Origin of the sequence: Paraburkholderia sp. J7, from assembly GCF_905220155.1 — a bacterium.
Classification (GTDB): Bacteria; Pseudomonadota; Gammaproteobacteria; order Burkholderiales; family Burkholderiaceae; genus Paraburkholderia.
The window spans coordinates 152107-167370 of sequence record NZ_CAJMYZ010000013.1 but is presented as its reverse complement, the minus strand read 5'-3'; the positions used below and the strand labels follow the sequence as shown (position 1 = coordinate 167370).

Here is a 15264-nt window from a genome sequence, read left to right as displayed (position 1 = left end):
AGCGCTTATTTCGTGAGGAAGGCCTCGACGAGGCGCACCCAGTACGTCGATCCCAGCGTAAGCACGTTGTCGTTGAAATCGTAGCTCGTATTGTGCAGCATGCACGGGCCGAGGCCGTGGCCATGCGCGCGATGATCGCCGTCGGTGCCGTTGCCGATATAGGCGTAGCAGCCGGGGCGCTCGAGCAGGAAGAACGAAAAGTCCTCTGCGCCCATGGTCGGGTCGATATTGCGCACCACATGGTTCGCCCCGACGACTTCCTTCATGACGTCGAGCGCGAAGTGCGTCTCGGCCTCGGTGTTGACCGTCGGCGGATAGTTGCGGTGGAACGAAAACTCCACCGTGCAACCGTAAGCGGCCGCCGTCGCCTCCGAGAACTCGCGCATGCGCTTCTCGATCAGATCGAGCACCTCGAGCGAGAACGTGCGCACCGTGCCGGCCAGCGTCGCCGTGTCGGGAATCACGTTGACGGCCTCGCCGGCCTGCATCTGCGTGATCGAGAGCACGGCGGCGTCGATCGGGCGCTTGTTGCGCGTCATGATGCTTTGCAGGCCCGTGCCGATCTGCATGGCGGTCAGTACAGGGTCGATGCCGTCTTGCGGAATGGCGGCGTGCGCGCCCGTTCCCTTCACGACGATGCGGAACTCGTTGCTCGACGCCTGGGTCGCACCCACGCGCGCGCCGAAGCTGCCCGCGGCGAGGCCCGGCCAGTTGTGCAGGGCGAACACCGCATCGACGGGAAACTTCTCGAAGAGGCCGTCTTCGAGCATGGCTTTCGCGCCGCCGCCGCCTTCCTCGGCGGGCTGGAAAATGAACACCACCGTGCCGTCGAAATTGCGATGCTGCGACAGATGCTGCGCCGCGCCGAGCAACATCGCGGTGTGGCCGTCGTGGCCGCACGCGTGCATCTTGCCCGCATGCTTCGATGCGTGCGCGAACGTGTTGAGCTCCTGGATCGGCAGCGCGTCCATGTCGGCGCGCAGGCCAATGGTTTTCGTGCCGGTGCCGTTGCGCAGCACGCCGACGACGCCGGTTTTGCCAAGACCGCGCGTGACCTCGATGCCCCACGATTCGAGCCGTTCGGCGACGAGCGCGGACGTGCGATCTTCTTCGTAGCGCAATTCGGGGTGGGCGTGGATGTCGCGGCGAATGGCTTGCAGTTCGGCTTCGGCTGCGGCGATTTCGGCGATGATGGTCATGAGACTCCCTTCGTTTCGGTGATGATGCGCGGCAGCCGTACGCGGGACGGCTGCGCGATGGATGGTGAATGCGTCGCGTCGCCTATAGCAAAGGCTGGCGCGAGCGGTCTTTCAGCAAGAGCAGGGTGATGAGGCCAACGGCTGCGCCGAAGAGGCCGTAGTAGACGACGGAGAGCTTGTCGCCGGTCCAGCCGATCAGCAGCGTGGCGATCGCGCCGGCGAAACCGCCGAAGATCATCACCGCAAAGTTGTAGCCAATGGCGAGCGACGTGGCGCGCACGCGCGCCGGAAACAGTTCGCAGACGAAGGCGCAGTACGCGCCCTGAAAGAGGCCGAGCGAGAGCATCAGGCAGCACTGCACGAAGATCAGCACAGGCAGCGTGGGCACGGCGCTCACGAGCCGGAAGAGGGGATACGCGACGATCAGGCTGATCACCGCCGAGGCCACCATCGGCTTTTTGCGGCCTACGGCGTCCGAGATGCGGCCCGAAGCGAGCGTGCCGACGATATACGCAACTGCGGCGCACAGCGAAGCGATCACCGAGCTTTGGAACGACACGCCGAGTGAGCGCGTGGCATAGCTCGGCATGTAGTAGTAGAAGAGGTACGTGCCGATCGTGCCGTATATCGTCAGGCCGAAGCCCGCGAGCACCTGACGCCAGTGCGAAACCAGCGATTCGAGAAAAGGCGAGCGTTTCGGGTGCGTCGCGTGGCGCGCGTCGCTGAACACCGGCGACTCGTCGAGGCGCGAGCGCACGTACAGCCCTACGGGCACGATGAGGAGGCCAATCGCGAACGGGATGCGCCAGCCAAACGCGCTGATCTGCTCGGTCGTGAGCGTCTGCGTGATGGCGACGCTCACCGCCGCGCCAAGCAGCATGGCGCAGGCCTGCGCGATCATCTGGAAGCTGCCGTACACGCCACGGCGTTCCACAGGCGCGTGCTCGACCAGAAACGCCGTCGCGCTGCCCACTTCGCCGCCCGCCGAGAAGCCTTGCAGAAAGCGCCCGACGAGCATGAGGATCGGCGCAGCGAGCCCGATCTGCGCGTAGGTGGGCGCGAGCGTGATGACCGCCACGCCGAGCGCCATCACGAAGATCGTGATGAGCAGGGCGGCCTTGCGGCCGTGCCGGTCCGCATAGTTGCCGAGCACGATGCCGCCGAGCGGGCGCGTGAGGAAGCCGACGCCGAACGTGGTCCACGTTGCGAGCAGCGCGGCCGTGGGATTCTCACTCGGGAAGAACTGCTTCGCGATGACCGCGGCGAAGAAGGTGAACACAGTGAAGTCGAACCACTCGAGCGCATTGCCGATGGTTGCGACCGCAATCACACGCAGGTCGATACGGCGCGCCGCGCTTTGGGTGTGTGCCGGCGTGGCTGCACCGGCCGTTTCAATTGAGAACCCCATCCGGACGTCTCCTCCAGTTGTTGGTCTGACTGCTTTCGCGTGGAATCATTCTGGTTGCGCAGACAATCAAAAAAAAGTGATATTTTCTGAAATTAGACTTCAGAAATTTTGATGAATTGGGGGACATGAACCTGTGAGTACGTTGCGAATGCTGCGCACGTTCGACGCCATCGCCCGATACGGCTCGTTTGCGCTCGCCGCCGAGCATCTGTCGCTGACCCAGTCGGCGATCAGCATGCAGATGCGCTCGCTCGAGGAAACCTTCGGCCAGCAGCTGTTCGACCGGGCAGGGCGCACGGTCGTGCTCAACGCCATGGGCAAGGCGCTTCTGCCGCATGCCCAGGCGATGCTCGCGCAGTACGAGGCGATGCGCATGCTGGCGGCGGGAGTCGAAGCGCAGACGGGGCCGGTCACGATCGGCGCGGTGGAGTCGGCCGTGAGTGCGCTCGCTCAGGCCGTGGCGAAGCTCAAGACCGCGCGGCCGAGCCTGGAGATCCGCATCGTGACGGCGCGGTCGATCGAACTCGCCGCGCAACTCGATGCGGGCGAGATCGATTGCGCCGTGCTCGTCGATACGCCCGGGCGGCGCTCGGCGCGTGTGCGCTGGACGCCGCTGTACACCGAGCCTGTTGTCGCGCTGGTGCCTGCGAGCCTGAAATCGGGTTCGGTAGCGCAACTGCTGAGCAACGAACGGTTCCTGCGCTTCGACAGCACGCAGCGAACGGGCATTCTGATCGACCGCGCGTTGCGCCGGCGGCGCTACAAGGTCAACGTGTTTCTCGAACTCAGTTCACTGGAAGGCGTAGCGGCGCTGGTGAGGCAGGGTGTGGGCGTGACCGTCGTGCCGCTCTTGCGCAACGCCAACTGGGCGCACGATGAGGCCCTGCGCGTGCTGTCCTTGCCGGGCGAGACGGAATTTCGCAGCGTGGGGATGCTCGAGCGCGCGGAGCACGAGAAGAAGCACATCACGGCGTTGATCGCGCAACAACTCGTGGCGGCGGTTTGATGGGGGGATTGGGCGGAGAAAAGAAAAAAGCCGCTGTCCTTGTGGGACAGCGGCTTTCTTTTGCAACTGGTGGCGAATCAGGGATTCGAACCCCGGACCTGCGGATTATGATTCCGTCGCTCTAACCGGCTGAGCTAATTCGCCGAAGAAGAGAATTATCGCGACTCGGCCCGAAGCTGTCAACCCCCTTCGTCATCTTTTTTGCAGAGAAGGCAGTCGCCGGGCGAAGAGCCCCGCCCGGCGGCGTTCACAGCCTCAATCCTGCGCGTAGATATCCGAGTCCTTGGTTTCCTTCACGAACAGCATGCCGATCACGAAGGTGCCCAGCGCGATGATGATCGGATACCAGAGGCCCGAGTAGATATCGCCTCGCGCCGCCACGATCGCGAAGGCCGTCGCCGGCAGGAAGCCGCCGAACCAGCCATTGCCGATGTGATAGGGCAGCGACATCGAGGTGTAGCGGATGCGTGTCGGGAACATCTCCACCAGCATCGCCGCGATCGGCCCGTACACCATGGTCACGAAGATCACGAGGATCGTCAGCATCACCACGGTCATCGGCCAGTTGAGCTGCGCCGGGTCGGCCTTGAGCGGATAGCCCGCCGCTTTCAGCGTGGCCGCGAGCGTTTTCTCGAACAGCGCACCGGCTTCCTTGGCGCCCGGCGCCCGGCCGTCAAACGTGTCGATGGTCGTGTCGCCCACCTTGATCTGCGCGAGCGTGCCAGCCGGAGCGGCCACGTTCTCGTAGTTCAGGCCAGCCTTCGAGAGCGCGCTCTTGGCGATGTCGCACGAGCTCGTGAACTTCGAGGTGCCAACCGGGTTGAACTGGAACGAGCATTCGGCCGGATTCGCGATCACGACGATCGGCGCGCGCTGCGTGGCGGCTTCGAGCGCCGGGTTCGCGTAGTGCGTGATCGCCTTGAAGATCGGGAAGTAGGTGAGCGCCGCGATCAGGCAGCCAGCCATGATGATGGGCTTGCGGCCGATCTTGTCCGAAAGCGCGCCGAAGAACAGGAAGCACGGCGTGCCGATCAGCAGCGCCAGCGCGATCAGGATGTTGGCGCTGGCGCCGTCCACCTTCAGCGTTTGCGTGAGGAAGAAGAGCGCGTAGAACTGGCCCGTGTACCAGACCACGGCCTGGCCAGCCGTGAGGCCGAAGAGGGCGAGCAGCACGACCTTGAGGTTCTTCCACTGGCCGAACGCTTCCTTGATCGGCGCCTTCGAGACCTTGCCTTCCGCCTTGATGCGCTTGAACGCCGGCGATTCGTCGAGTTGCAGACGGATCCACACCGAAACGGCGAGCAGCAGGATCGAGGCGACGAACGGAATGCGCCAGGCCCATGCGGCGAACTGCTCTTCGCCGACGAACGTGCGCACGCCGAGGATCACGAGCAGCGAGAGGAAGAGGCCAAGCGTGGCGGTCGTCTGGATCCACGCGGTGTAGAAACCGCGACGTCCGGGCGGCGAATGTTCAGCGACATACGTCGCGGCGCCGCCGTACTCGCCGCCGAGCGCGAGACCCTGCAGCAGACGCATGGCGATGAAGATCACCGGCGACGCAATGCCGATTGCGGCGTAGCCGGGCAGGAAACCGACCACGAAGGTCGAGAGACCCATGATGACGATCGTGACGAGGAACGTGTGCTTGCGGCCCACGAGGTCGCCGAGGCGCCCGAACACGATCGCGCCGAACGGGCGCACGGCAAAGCCGGCTGCGAAGCCGAGCAGTGTGAAGATGAAGCCGGCCGTGGGATTGACGCCGGAAAAGAAGCTCTTGCTGATGAAGGCCGCGAGCGAGCCGGCCAGGTAGAAGTCGTACCACTCGAACACGGTGCCGAGCGACGACGCGAAGATCACGCGTTTTTCGTCGCGGGTCATCGGCGCGTGCGAGACTTGTCCGCCAACGGTTGCCATAGATGTCTCCAGTATTGATATGCGTGTGGTCCGTCGGGCAGGCGACGCTTAAGACCCGCGGTCCTGCGGAGCATTATTGGAATGGAAACTTACGGGCTTCTGACGCGCGTGTGGGTTTCTGAGGGAAGTGTCGGAGTGGGGTCTAATCAGTTATGTTCGGCAAACCATTCACTAAGTTCGTGCATTGATGGTCGAATATCTTTTAACGCGCGAAATTGAGTTTGCGTATTGCGTATCGGATAAGGGTAAGTCCCATCCCGCTTTTCTGACGTGATCCGTCAGTTTTCGGGTGGTTTTGCCGCTTAAGCGTCGGCGATGCCGCTCAAGCTTGCGCGCGCTGCCGCAGCCGCAGCGTCACTCGCACGAGCGTCCCGGCGAGTCGCGGCGTGTCTTGATAGACGTGATCGTCGATAGCGAGCGTGCCGCCGTGCATCGTGGCGATCTCGCGCACGATCGCGAGCCCGAGTCCGCTGCCTTCGCCGTCGCGCCCGAGAATGCGGTAGAAGCGCTCGAACACGCGCTCGCGCTCGGCGGCAGGAATGCCCATACCCGTGTCTTCCACTTCGAGATGGACCACGCCCGCCGCGGGTTCCGGCCGCACGCGCACGGTGATACGCCCGCCCGCAGGCGTATAGCGGATCGCGTTGTCGATGAGGTTCGAGAGCATCTCGCGCAGCATCACCGGGTTGCCGTCCACTTCGACGCGCGCCGCCGAACTGTCCTCGTCCTGCTCGCTCCCATACGCCGTTTCGGGGCCTTCGTAGCCGAGGTCCATCTGTTTGGCGAGCGCCGGCTGCACCCAGTCGCGCACGGCGTGGCGCGCCACGTCCGCCACGTCGACAGGCGTGAAGATCTGCCCGGACATGCGGTTTTCCGCGCGCGCGAGCGCGAGCAGCTGCGTGACGAGCCGCGCGGCGTGCTCGGAGCTTGTCGCGATCTGCTCGAGCGAGCGGTGCACTTCGGCAGGCGCGTCCTGGCGCAGCGCGAGTTCGGCCTGGGTGCGCAGGCCCGCGAGCGGCGTCTTCATCTGATGGGCGGCGTCGGCGATAAAGCGCTTTTGCAGCTCCATGTTCTGTTCGAGCCGCGTGAGCAGGTCGTTGAACGAGGTGACGAGCGGCTCGATTTCAGGCGGCGCGCGGCGCGCTTCGAGCGGCGAAAGATCGTCGGGGCGGCGCATGCGGATGTTCGACTGCAGCGCGTGCAACGGCGCGAGGCCGCGCGAGAGACCGAACCACACGAGCAGGATCGCGAGCGGCAGGATCACGAACTGCGGCAGGATCACGCCTTTGATGATGTCGTTGGCCAGTTGGCGGCGCTTGTCGAGCGTTTCCGCGACCTGCACGAGCACCGGTTGACCTGGCCGGTCGCCGGCGCTCAGGTGCGTCGGCTCCACCGTCGTATAGGCGACGCGGATATCGATGCCACGCAGCGTGTCGTCGCGGAACTCGACGAGGCCGGGCGGCGGGCGGTCGTCGTCGTGCGGCAGCGGCATGTCGCGATCGCCGCCAATCAGCTCGCCGCGGCTGCCGAGCACCTGGTAGAACACGCTGTCTACGTTGTCGGCGCGCAGGAAGTCGCGCGTGGAGGCGGGCAGTGTGAGTTCGGCCACGCCGTTGACGGGCTGGATCTGGCGCGCGAGCACATAGGCGTCGGTTTCGAGCGCGCGGTCGAAGGGGCCGTTGGCGATCGACTTCGCCACGAGATACGTGACCGCGATGCTCATCGGCCAGAGCAGCAGCAAGGGCGCGAGCATCCAGTCGAGAATCTCGCCGAAAAGCGACCGCGGGCGTGCCTCGGCGGCGGCTTCGGCTTCGTCGGGCGGGGCGAACGGGTTGGCGTAGCGGGCGTCGCGCGCGTCGTCGTCGAGGGCGTCGGCCGTGAATGCGGACGCGCCCGACGTGTTTTCGCCGGCTGTGCTCGCGGCGCCCTTGGGCGGCACGGCGCGCGCGATGGGAGGACGCCCGGCCATCTTCGACTCCGCCTATTTGAAATAGTGGCTGGCGGGCATCGCCGGCGTGGCGTCGGGTGCGCCGGTCTCGGCGCGGGCGCCTGGCTGGCTGGCGCCGGCGTGCGTTTCCTTCGCCTCCTTTTCGAGGCAGTAGCCCAGTCCGCGCACCGTCACGATGCGCACGCCGCCGGTTTCCAGCTTCTTGCGCAGCCGGTGCACATAGACCTCGATGGCGTTGTTGCTGACTTCCTCGCCCCATTCGCACAGGTGATCGACGAGTTGCTCCTTCGACACGAGCCGCCCGAGCCGCTGCAGCAGCACTTCGAGCACGCCCAGTTCGCGTGCCGAAAGATCGAGCACCTGGTCGTTGATGCGCGCGATGCGCCCCACCTGGTCGTACGAGAGCGCGCCATGCCGCACCACGGTCGGGCCGCCGCCCGCGCCGCGGCGCGTGAGTGCACGCACGCGCGCTTCGAGTTCGTTGAGCGCGAAGGGCTTGGCCATGTAGTCGTCGGCGCCGAGGTCGAGGCCTTTCACGCGCTCGTCCACGCTGTCGGCGGCGGTGAGGATCAGCACGGGCAGGTTGGAATTGCGCGCGCGCAAACGGCGCAGCACTTCGAGGCCCGGCATTTTCGGCAGGCCCAGATCGAGGATCAAGAGGTCGAACGACTGCATCGACAAGGCAGTATCGGCATCCACGCCGCTACGCACGTGATCAACGGCATAGCCCGATTGGCGGAGTGATCTCACGAGCCCGTCCGCGAGTATGCTGTCGTCTTCGGCAATGAGGATTCGCATGTTGCGCCAACGTCGCCTTCGAGGCCCTTTGACCTCGTAGCACCGGCGCCGCGCCGCGTCTTTGAAGGCGCGGCCAGGCGACGCGCGGCGGTCTCCCGAAATTCGCGGTTCTGGATCGCCAGAAAGGCTTGCCAAAACCACTGTTTTTTTATACAGTGTCTGCGTTCGTGTGCATTAGCCCGAATGAGGCGTGCGCATGGTCACGAGACGCCGTTCATCATAGCAAAGGACGATTCATGGAAGATAGCAAGAAAGGCTCGGCTGGGCTGACTGCTGAAAAGAGCAAGGCGCTGGCCGCCGCGCTCGCGCAGATCGAAAAGCAGTTCGGCAAGGGGTCGATCATGCGACTCGGCGACGGCGAAGCGGTCGAGGACATCCAGGTAGTCTCCACCGGTTCGCTCGGCCTCGACATCGCGCTTGGCGTGGGCGGTTTGCCGCGCGGCCGCGTGGTCGAGATCTACGGTCCGGAATCGTCGGGCAAGACCACGCTCACGCTGCAGGTGATCGCCGAAATGCAGAAGCTCGGCGGCACGGCGGCGTTCATCGACGCGGAACACGCGCTCGACGTGCAATACGCCGCCAAGCTCGGCGTGAACGTGCCTGAGCTGCTCATCTCGCAGCCGGACACGGGCGAGCAGGCGCTCGAAATCACCGACGCGCTGGTGCGCTCGGGCTCGATCGACATGATCGTGATCGACTCGGTCGCGGCGCTCGTGCCGAAGGCCGAAATCGAAGGTGAAATGGGCGACTCGCTGCCGGGTCTGCAGGCGCGTCTGATGTCGCAGGCGCTGCGCAAGCTCACCGGCACGATCAAGAAGACGAACTGCATGGTGATCTTCATTAACCAGATCCGCATGAAGATCGGCGTGATGTTCGGCAACCCGGAAACCACCACGGGCGGCAACGCACTCAAGTTCTACTCGTCGGTGCGTCTGGACATTCGCCGCATTGGCTCGATCAAGAAGAACGACGAAGTCATCGGCAGCGAAACGCGCGTGAAGGTTGTGAAGAACAAGGTCTCGCCGCCGTTCCGCGAAGCCGTGTTCGACATTCTGTACGGCGAAGGCATTTCGCGTCAGGGCGAAATCGTCGACCTCGGCGTGCAGGCCAAGATCGTCGACAAGGCGGGTGCGTGGTACAGCTATAACGGCGAGCGCATTGGCCAGGGCAAGGACAACGCACGCGAATTCCTGCGCGAGAACTCGGACATCGCTCGTGAGATCGAAAACCGCATCCGCGAATCGCTGGGCGTGAGCACGATGCCGGCCGGCGTCGACAATTCCGGCGAAGTCGAAGTCGCTGACGAAGAGTAAATTCTTCAGGCTCTCGTAGATAAGGCAAGCTGATGCGCAAGGGCGGGTCACCTACGTCCTCGCCGTCCGGCGATCAGGCTAACTCGCGTGCGGGTTCGCCTGCTGACCGGGGCGCCGAGCGGCGCCCCGCCGTGAAGCCTGCCGACGCACGCATGAGCCGTTCAAGCCGCGACGCCCAGGCGGGCGATCGCGGCTTTGCGCATTCTGACGCGGCATATTCCGCGCCCGCCGATCTCAGCGACGATGGCGGTGCGGTCTTCGAAGTGCCGTTCGAGGCTTTCTTCGGCGGGACCAATGAATCGGCGGAAAGCGCGTCATCAGAGCCGCCGCCGTTCGAAACATCATTCAAGCGCTCGCGCCGTGGGCCTGGCGAAACCGCCCGCGAACCCAGCGCACCGCAAGCCGATCAATACGAGCGCAGCTCGGCCACCCGTGCCGCACGCGCGAGCGAGCGCGAAAAGGCATCCACGGCAAAGCAGCGGCCCGAGCGCTCCCTCAAGGGCCGCGCGCTCGGCTATCTTTCGCGCCGCGAATACAGCCGCGCCGAGCTTTCGCGCAAGCTCGTGCCGTACACCGAAGACGCCGACGCACTCGAAGCGCTGCTCGATTCGCTCGAGCGCGAAGGCTGGCTCTCCGACGCGCGCTTTGCCGAAAGCGTCGTGCACCGGCGCGCGGCGCGCGTGGGGGCAGGGCGTATCGTGAGCGAACTCAAGCGCCACGCCGTGGGCGATGCGCTCATCGAAGAAGTCAGCACGCAACTGCGCGAGACCGAGCTCGCGCGCGCCCGCACGGTCTGGCAGAAGAAGTACGGCCAGTTGCCCGAAACACCCGCCGAACGCGCGCGCCAGGCGCGCTTTCTCGCGGCGCGGGGCTTCTCGATGTCGATCATCGGCAAGATCCTCAAGGGAATCGAGGAAGACTGGTCCGACAATTGAGCCGGCCGTCTCGAAAAATCCGTACAGACATGTCCACGCCAGGCCTGTGTGTTCGCGGCTGTCTCAAATACCCGGTATGTTAAAATCGCGAGGTTTTCCAATCCGGTCTTACCTTTAGCATGCCGCTTTCTCCGCCCGTGCCCCGCCAGTTGCGCCACCAGCGCGCCATTCGGGCGGTTGCCTATGAGCGCGAAGACGGCCTGTGGGACATCGACGCGTGCCTGACCGACCACAAGCCACGCGACGTGCCGCTCGCCGCCGGTGTCCGGCCCAATGGTCTGCCGATCCATGAACTCTGGCTGCGCATTACGATCGATCGCAAGCTCAACGTCGTCGACGCAGAAGCGTCGTCCGACTGGGTGCCTTACGACGGTCAGTGCCAGAACGCTCATCCCGCCTATCGGGCCCTTATCGGGCTCAATCTCCTCCAGAACTTCCGCCGCGAAGCGGGCCGGCTCCTCGCCGGCACGGTTGGCTGCACGCACCTCACAGAAATGTTGGGCGTATTGCCGACCGCAGCGATCCAGGCGTTCGTTGGAGAAGTGTGGGACACATCGAATGGCTCGCCGGGTGAAGCGCCCGGACCGGAACAGGGCAAGACCGCCGGAGGCATTGAGGCCGACGGTGAAAAGCCGCCCTTCCAGCTTGGCCGCTGCCATGCGCTGCGGTTCGACGGGGAGGCGGTGAAGCAGTTTTATCCGCGCTGGTATGGCCATGTGCCGCGTTCAATAGAGCGCGGCGCTGAAACCCCCAGCGTGCGCGACAGCCGGAGCCCGGGCCAAGAGGGCAGGGCCGACGCCGTCTCGCATGAATAACAACAGCGGAATCGAAGTTCACTCCAACTCTCAGACTGAAGGAATCACGCATGAAGATTCACGAGTACCAGGGTAAGGAAATCCTGCGGAAATTCGGAGTCGCCGTCCCGCGCGGCATCCCGGTGTTTTCGGTGGATGACGCGGTCAAGGCCGCTGAAGAGCTGGGCGGTCCGGTTTGGGTCGTCAAGGCACAGATCCACGCAGGTGGCCGCGGCAAGGGCGGCGGCGTGAAGGTTGCGAAGTCGCTGGAACAGGTCCGCGAATACGCGAACCAGATCCTCGGCATGCAGCTCGTTACGCACCAGACCGGTCCGGAAGGCCAGAAGGTCAAGCGTCTGCTGATCGAAGAAGGCGCTGACATCAAGCAAGAACTGTATGTCAGCCTCGTCGTCGATCGCGTGTCGCAGAAGATCGTCCTGATGGGTTCGAGCGAAGGCGGCATGGACATCGAAGAAGTCGCCGAAAAGCACCCGGAGCTGATCCACAAGGTCATCGTCGAGCCGTCGACGGGTCTGCTGGACGCCCAGGCTGACGACCTCGCCGCGAAGATCGGCGTGCCGGCTGCTTCGATTCCGCAAGCGCGTGAAGTCCTGAAGGGCCTGTACAAGGCATTCTGGGAAACCGACGCGTCGCTGGCCGAAATCAACCCGCTGAACGTCTCGAGCAACGGCACCGTGACCGCACTCGACGCGAAGTTCAACTTCGACTCGAACGCGCTGGCACGTCACCCGGAAATCGTCGCGTACCGCGATCTGGACGAAGAAGATCCGGCTGAAATCGAAGCGTCGAAGTTCGACCTCGCGTACATCTCGCTCGACGGCAACATCGGCTGTCTCGTGAACGGCGCGGGCCTCGCAATGGCCACGATGGACACCATCAAGCTGTTCGGCGGCGAGCCGGCGAACTTCCTGGACGTGGGCGGTGGCGCCACGACCGAGAAGGTCACCGAAGCGTTCAAGCTCATGCTCAAGAACCCGGACCTGAAGGCGATCCTCGTGAACATCTTCGGCGGCATCATGCGCTGCGACGTGATCGCAGAAGGCGTGATCGCGGGTTCGAAGGCCGTGAACCTGAATGTGCCGCTCGTCGTGCGCATGAAGGGCACGAACGAGGACCTCGGCAAGAAGATGCTGGCCGATTCGGGCCTGCCGATCATCTCGGCAGACAGCATGGAAGAGGCTGCGCAGAAGGTTGTCGCAGCTGCCGAAGGCAAGTAATTTTCACCGGACACGAATGGCGTGATGCTGGCGCGAACACCGCAACGCAAGAAGCGGTCTGGCGCGACGCATAACGCCAAACGAACAGAGGTCAATACATGTCGATTCTGATCAACAAAGACACCAAGGTCATCACGCAGGGCATCACCGGCAAGACCGGTCAGTTCCACACCCGCGCTTGCCGTGAGTACGCGAACGGCCGCGAAGCGTTCGTCGCTGGCGTGAACCCGAAGAAGGCCGGCGAAGATTTCGAAGGCATTCCTATCTACGCGAACGTGCGTGAAGCGAAGGATGCTACCGGCGCGACCGTTTCGGTCATTTATGTGCCGCCGGCAGGCGCTGCCGCTGCGATCTGGGAAGCCGTCGAGGCCGACCTCGATCTCGCGATCTGTATCACGGAAGGCATTCCCGTCCGCGACATGATCGAAGTGAAGGACCGTATGCGCCGCGAAGGCCGCAAGACGCTGCTCCTCGGCCCGAACTGCCCCGGCACGATCACGCCGGACGAGCTGAAGATCGGCATCATGCCGGGTCACATCCACCGCAAGGGCCGCATCGGCGTCGTGTCGCGTTCGGGCACGCTGACGTATGAAGCGGTTGCCCAGCTGACCGCGATCGGCCTCGGCCAGTCATCGGCAGTCGGTATCGGCGGCGACCCGATCAACGGTCTGAAGCACATCGACGTCATGAAGATGTTCAACGACGATCCGGATACGGACGCCGTGATCATGATCGGCGAAATCGGCGGTCCGGACGAAGCCAATGCCGCCGAGTGGATCAAGGACAACATGAAGAAGCCGGTGGTTGGCTTCATCGCGGGCGTCACGGCGCCTCCGGGCAAGCGCATGGGCCACGCCGGCGCGCTGATCTCGGGCGGTGCGGACACGGCCGACGCGAAGCTGGAAATCATGGACGCGTGCGGCATCAAGGTCACGCGCAATCCGTCGGAAATGGGTCGTCTGCTGAAGGCGATGCTGTAAATTCGAAATACACTGGCGCTTGTGCATCATGCATGCGCGGGCGGCCAGCGTTTTTTGATATGCTTGCGGAATCCTTTCACGAGGTTTCCGAACAAAGAGCGAGGGAGCCAGTCATGGCCCCCTCGCTTTTTTATTTGGCTCGACATCTGAGCCCATCCTGAATTCCGGCTGAGTCTTCGTTTCCATGCTCGAGTTTTTCGCGACGCTCCACTGGGGCGCGGTCATCCAGATCATCGTCATCGACATCCTGCTCGGTGGTGACAACGCCGTGGTGATCGCGCTCGCCTGCCGCGACCTGCCTGCGCAGCAGCGCATGCGCGGCATTCTGTGGGGCACCGCCGGCGCGATCGCGCTGCGCGTGGTGCTGATCGCCTTCGCCGTGGTGCTGCTCAACGTGCCGTTCCTCAAGTTCACGGGCGGCCTGCTGCTGCTGTGGATTGGTGTGCGGCTGCTCGCGCCCAGTCATCTCGAACACGCCAACGTGAAGCCCGCTGACAAGCTGGTGGGCGCGATCAAGACGATCATCGTCGCCGACGCGGTGATGAGCCTCGACAACGTGGTCGCGATTGCGGGCGCAGCCGAATCCGCCGATCCGCAACACCGCATTGCGCTCGTGATCTTCGGGCTGATGGTGAGCATTCCGCTCATCGTGTGGGGCAGCCAGCTTGTGCTCAAGCTGCTCGACCGCTACCCGGTGATTATTACGCTCGGCGCGGCGCTGCTCGGCTGGATCGCGGGCGGGCTCATCATCAACGATCCCGCCGGCGACCGCTGGCCGCTACTCGATACGCCCGTGGCCGAGTACGGCATGTGCGTGGCCGGGGCGGTGTTCGTCGTTGCGCTCGGCTCGTGGCTCAGGCGCCGCAATGCGCGGCGCGGCGCGGCGCAAGGGCCGCAATCCCACTGAGCACCAAGCGCGCACGGCTGTGCCATTGCGCCTAGGCCATCTGGCCGACTGATGCGCAAACCGGGCCGCCGATACGATCAAGACGCCTGTTCACGACTGTGAGCAGGCGTTTCTTGTTTCAGGAGCCCTGACGATGACCGTATCTGCATTTCCCTTGAGCCCGCCGCCGGGCAACCACTGCGCGTGTTTCGCCCGACTCTCGCGCCTCGCAAGCCTTGCCTCCCGTTGGACCGCACGCGGCTTCACGCTGATCGAACTGATGATCGTGCTCGCGATCGTCGGCGTGATCGCCGCCTACGCCATCCCCGCCTACCAGGACTACCTCGCCCGCAGCCGCGTGGGCGAGGGCCTCTCGCTCGCGGCTTCCGCGCGCCTTGCCGTGGCGGAGAACGCCGCGAGCGGCAACGCTTTCGGCGCGGGCTACACGGTGCCGCCCGCCACGCGCAACGTCGAGTCGCTGCATATCGACGATACGACCGGTCAGATCACGGTCGCCTTCACCTCGCGCGTGGCGCCCGAGGGCAGCAATACGATCGTGCTCGTGCCTTCGGTGCCCGACAACGCCGATGCGCCCACCGCGCGCGTCGCGCTCGCGCAGGGCAGCGTGCAGGGCGGCACGCTCACGTGGGAGTGCTTCGCAGCGGGCAAGACGGCTTCCTCGCTCGGCGCGCCCGGCGCGGGCCCGTCGCCGGCGGACGCCGCAACGCTGGCGGGCAATCTTGCACCGCCGGAGTGCCGCGCGTAGGGGTTGCGCGTGGGTGCGGGTGCGGTCGAACCGGCTGCACCCGCACAGCGGGGGAAAAGTTTTGTATAGTGCCCGGTTG

The 15264-nt window shown here is 64.6% G+C and carries 13 protein-coding genes and 1 tRNA gene; 8 read left to right on the top strand and 6 right to left on the bottom strand.

Going from position 1 to position 15264, the window contains the following annotated elements; translation table 11 throughout:
• Positions 1-5 precede the first annotated feature (5 nt).
• Both U5A58_RS22020 and U5A58_RS22015 read right to left on the bottom strand, forming a co-directional pair.
• Complete coding sequence (locus U5A58_RS22020; RefSeq protein ID WP_321962999.1) at positions 6-1199, bottom strand: M20 aminoacylase family protein; 1194 nt, start codon at positions 1197-1199, stop codon at positions 6-8.
• A gap of 82 nt (positions 1200-1281) precedes the next feature.
• On the bottom strand, positions 1282-2607 hold the full coding sequence (locus U5A58_RS22015) for an MFS transporter (RefSeq protein WP_321962998.1): 1326 nt from the start codon (positions 2605-2607) through the stop codon (positions 1282-1284).
• Between the two features lie 133 nt (positions 2608-2740).
• On the opposite strand from U5A58_RS22015, the gene U5A58_RS22010 reads away from it, so the two are divergent.
• Entirely contained in the window at positions 2741-3613 is an 873-nt protein-coding gene (locus U5A58_RS22010; protein ID WP_321962997.1) for a LysR family transcriptional regulator, read from the top strand.
• Between the two features lie 67 nt (positions 3614-3680).
• On the opposite strand, the gene U5A58_RS22005 is transcribed toward U5A58_RS22010, so the two are convergent.
• The 4 genes from U5A58_RS22005 to U5A58_RS21990 form a co-directional block, all read right to left on the bottom strand.
• A tRNA-Met gene (locus U5A58_RS22005) sits at positions 3681-3757 on the bottom strand.
• Positions 3758-3868: 111 nt separating this feature from the next.
• Positions 3869-5527: an MFS transporter gene (locus tag U5A58_RS22000; protein ID WP_321913726.1), complete on the bottom strand. Its 1659-nt coding sequence runs from the start codon at positions 5525-5527 to the stop codon at positions 3869-3871.
• Between the two features lie 322 nt (positions 5528-5849).
• Positions 5850-7496, bottom strand: a complete 1647-nt coding sequence (locus U5A58_RS21995; protein ID WP_321962996.1) for a sensor histidine kinase — start codon at positions 7494-7496, stop codon at positions 5850-5852.
• 12 nt (positions 7497-7508) lie between these two features.
• Positions 7509-8273: a response regulator transcription factor gene (locus tag U5A58_RS21990; protein WP_321962995.1), complete on the bottom strand. Its 765-nt coding sequence runs from the start codon at positions 8271-8273 to the stop codon at positions 7509-7511.
• Positions 8274-8509: 236 nt separating this feature from the next.
• Here U5A58_RS21990 and recA point away from each other — a divergent pair, with 236 nt between their 5' ends.
• From recA to U5A58_RS21955, 7 genes are all read left to right on the top strand, one after another.
• Positions 8510-9586 (top strand): recombinase RecA, encoded by a 1077-nt coding sequence (recA, locus tag U5A58_RS21985; RefSeq protein ID WP_321913729.1) that lies wholly within the window; start codon positions 8510-8512, stop codon positions 9584-9586.
• 152 nt (positions 9587-9738) lie between these two features.
• Complete coding sequence (gene recX, locus U5A58_RS21980; protein ID WP_321962994.1) at positions 9739-10521, top strand: recombination regulator RecX; 783 nt, start codon at positions 9739-9741, stop codon at positions 10519-10521.
• A 119-nt stretch (positions 10522-10640) separates the two neighbouring features.
• On the top strand, positions 10641-11336 hold the full coding sequence (locus U5A58_RS21975) for a DUF2889 domain-containing protein (protein ID WP_321962993.1): 696 nt from the start codon (positions 10641-10643) through the stop codon (positions 11334-11336).
• A gap of 50 nt (positions 11337-11386) precedes the next feature.
• The gene (gene sucC / locus U5A58_RS21970; protein ID WP_321913732.1) at positions 11387-12553 is read left to right on the top strand and encodes an ADP-forming succinate--CoA ligase subunit beta; all 1167 of its coding nucleotides are present in this window, start codon (positions 11387-11389) and stop codon (positions 12551-12553) included.
• Between the two features lie 98 nt (positions 12554-12651).
• Entirely contained in the window at positions 12652-13533 is an 882-nt protein-coding gene (gene sucD, locus U5A58_RS21965; protein ID WP_069262862.1) for a succinate--CoA ligase subunit alpha, read from the top strand.
• Between the two features lie 184 nt (positions 13534-13717).
• Entirely contained in the window at positions 13718-14440 is a 723-nt protein-coding gene (locus U5A58_RS21960; protein ID WP_321962992.1) for a TerC family protein, read from the top strand.
• A 133-nt stretch (positions 14441-14573) separates the two neighbouring features.
• A complete protein-coding gene (locus U5A58_RS21955; protein WP_321935043.1) occupies positions 14574-15185 on the top strand; it encodes a pilin in 612 nt (203 codons plus the stop codon).
• Positions 15186-15264 lie beyond the last annotated feature (79 nt).

Coding starts and splice junctions, on each gene's coding strand:
- U5A58_RS22020 (WP_321962999.1), bottom strand. CDS start 1,199: ATGACCATCATCGCCGAAATCGCCGCAGCCGAAGCCGAACTGCAAGCC.
- U5A58_RS22015 (WP_321962998.1), bottom strand. CDS start 2,607: ATGGGGTTCTCAATTGAAACGGCCGGTGCAGCCACGCCGGCACACACC.
- U5A58_RS22000 (WP_321913726.1), bottom strand. CDS start 5,527: ATGGCAACCGTTGGCGGACAAGTCTCGCACGCGCCGATGACCCGCGAC.
- U5A58_RS21995 (WP_321962996.1), bottom strand. CDS start 7,496: ATGGCCGGGCGTCCTCCCATCGCGCGCGCCGTGCCGCCCAAGGGCGCC.
- U5A58_RS21990 (WP_321962995.1), bottom strand. CDS start 8,273: ATGCGAATCCTCATTGCCGAAGACGACAGCATACTCGCGGACGGGCTC.
- recA (WP_321913729.1), top strand. CDS start 8,510: ATGGAAGATAGCAAGAAAGGCTCGGCTGGGCTGACTGCTGAAAAGAGC.
- recX (WP_321962994.1), top strand. CDS start 9,739: ATGAGCCGTTCAAGCCGCGACGCCCAGGCGGGCGATCGCGGCTTTGCG.
- U5A58_RS21975 (WP_321962993.1), top strand. CDS start 10,641: ATGCCGCTTTCTCCGCCCGTGCCCCGCCAGTTGCGCCACCAGCGCGCC.
- sucC (WP_321913732.1), top strand. CDS start 11,387: ATGAAGATTCACGAGTACCAGGGTAAGGAAATCCTGCGGAAATTCGGA.
- sucD (WP_069262862.1), top strand. CDS start 12,652: ATGTCGATTCTGATCAACAAAGACACCAAGGTCATCACGCAGGGCATC.
- U5A58_RS21960 (WP_321962992.1), top strand. CDS start 13,718: ATGCTCGAGTTTTTCGCGACGCTCCACTGGGGCGCGGTCATCCAGATC.
- U5A58_RS21955 (WP_321935043.1), top strand. CDS start 14,574: ATGACCGTATCTGCATTTCCCTTGAGCCCGCCGCCGGGCAACCACTGC.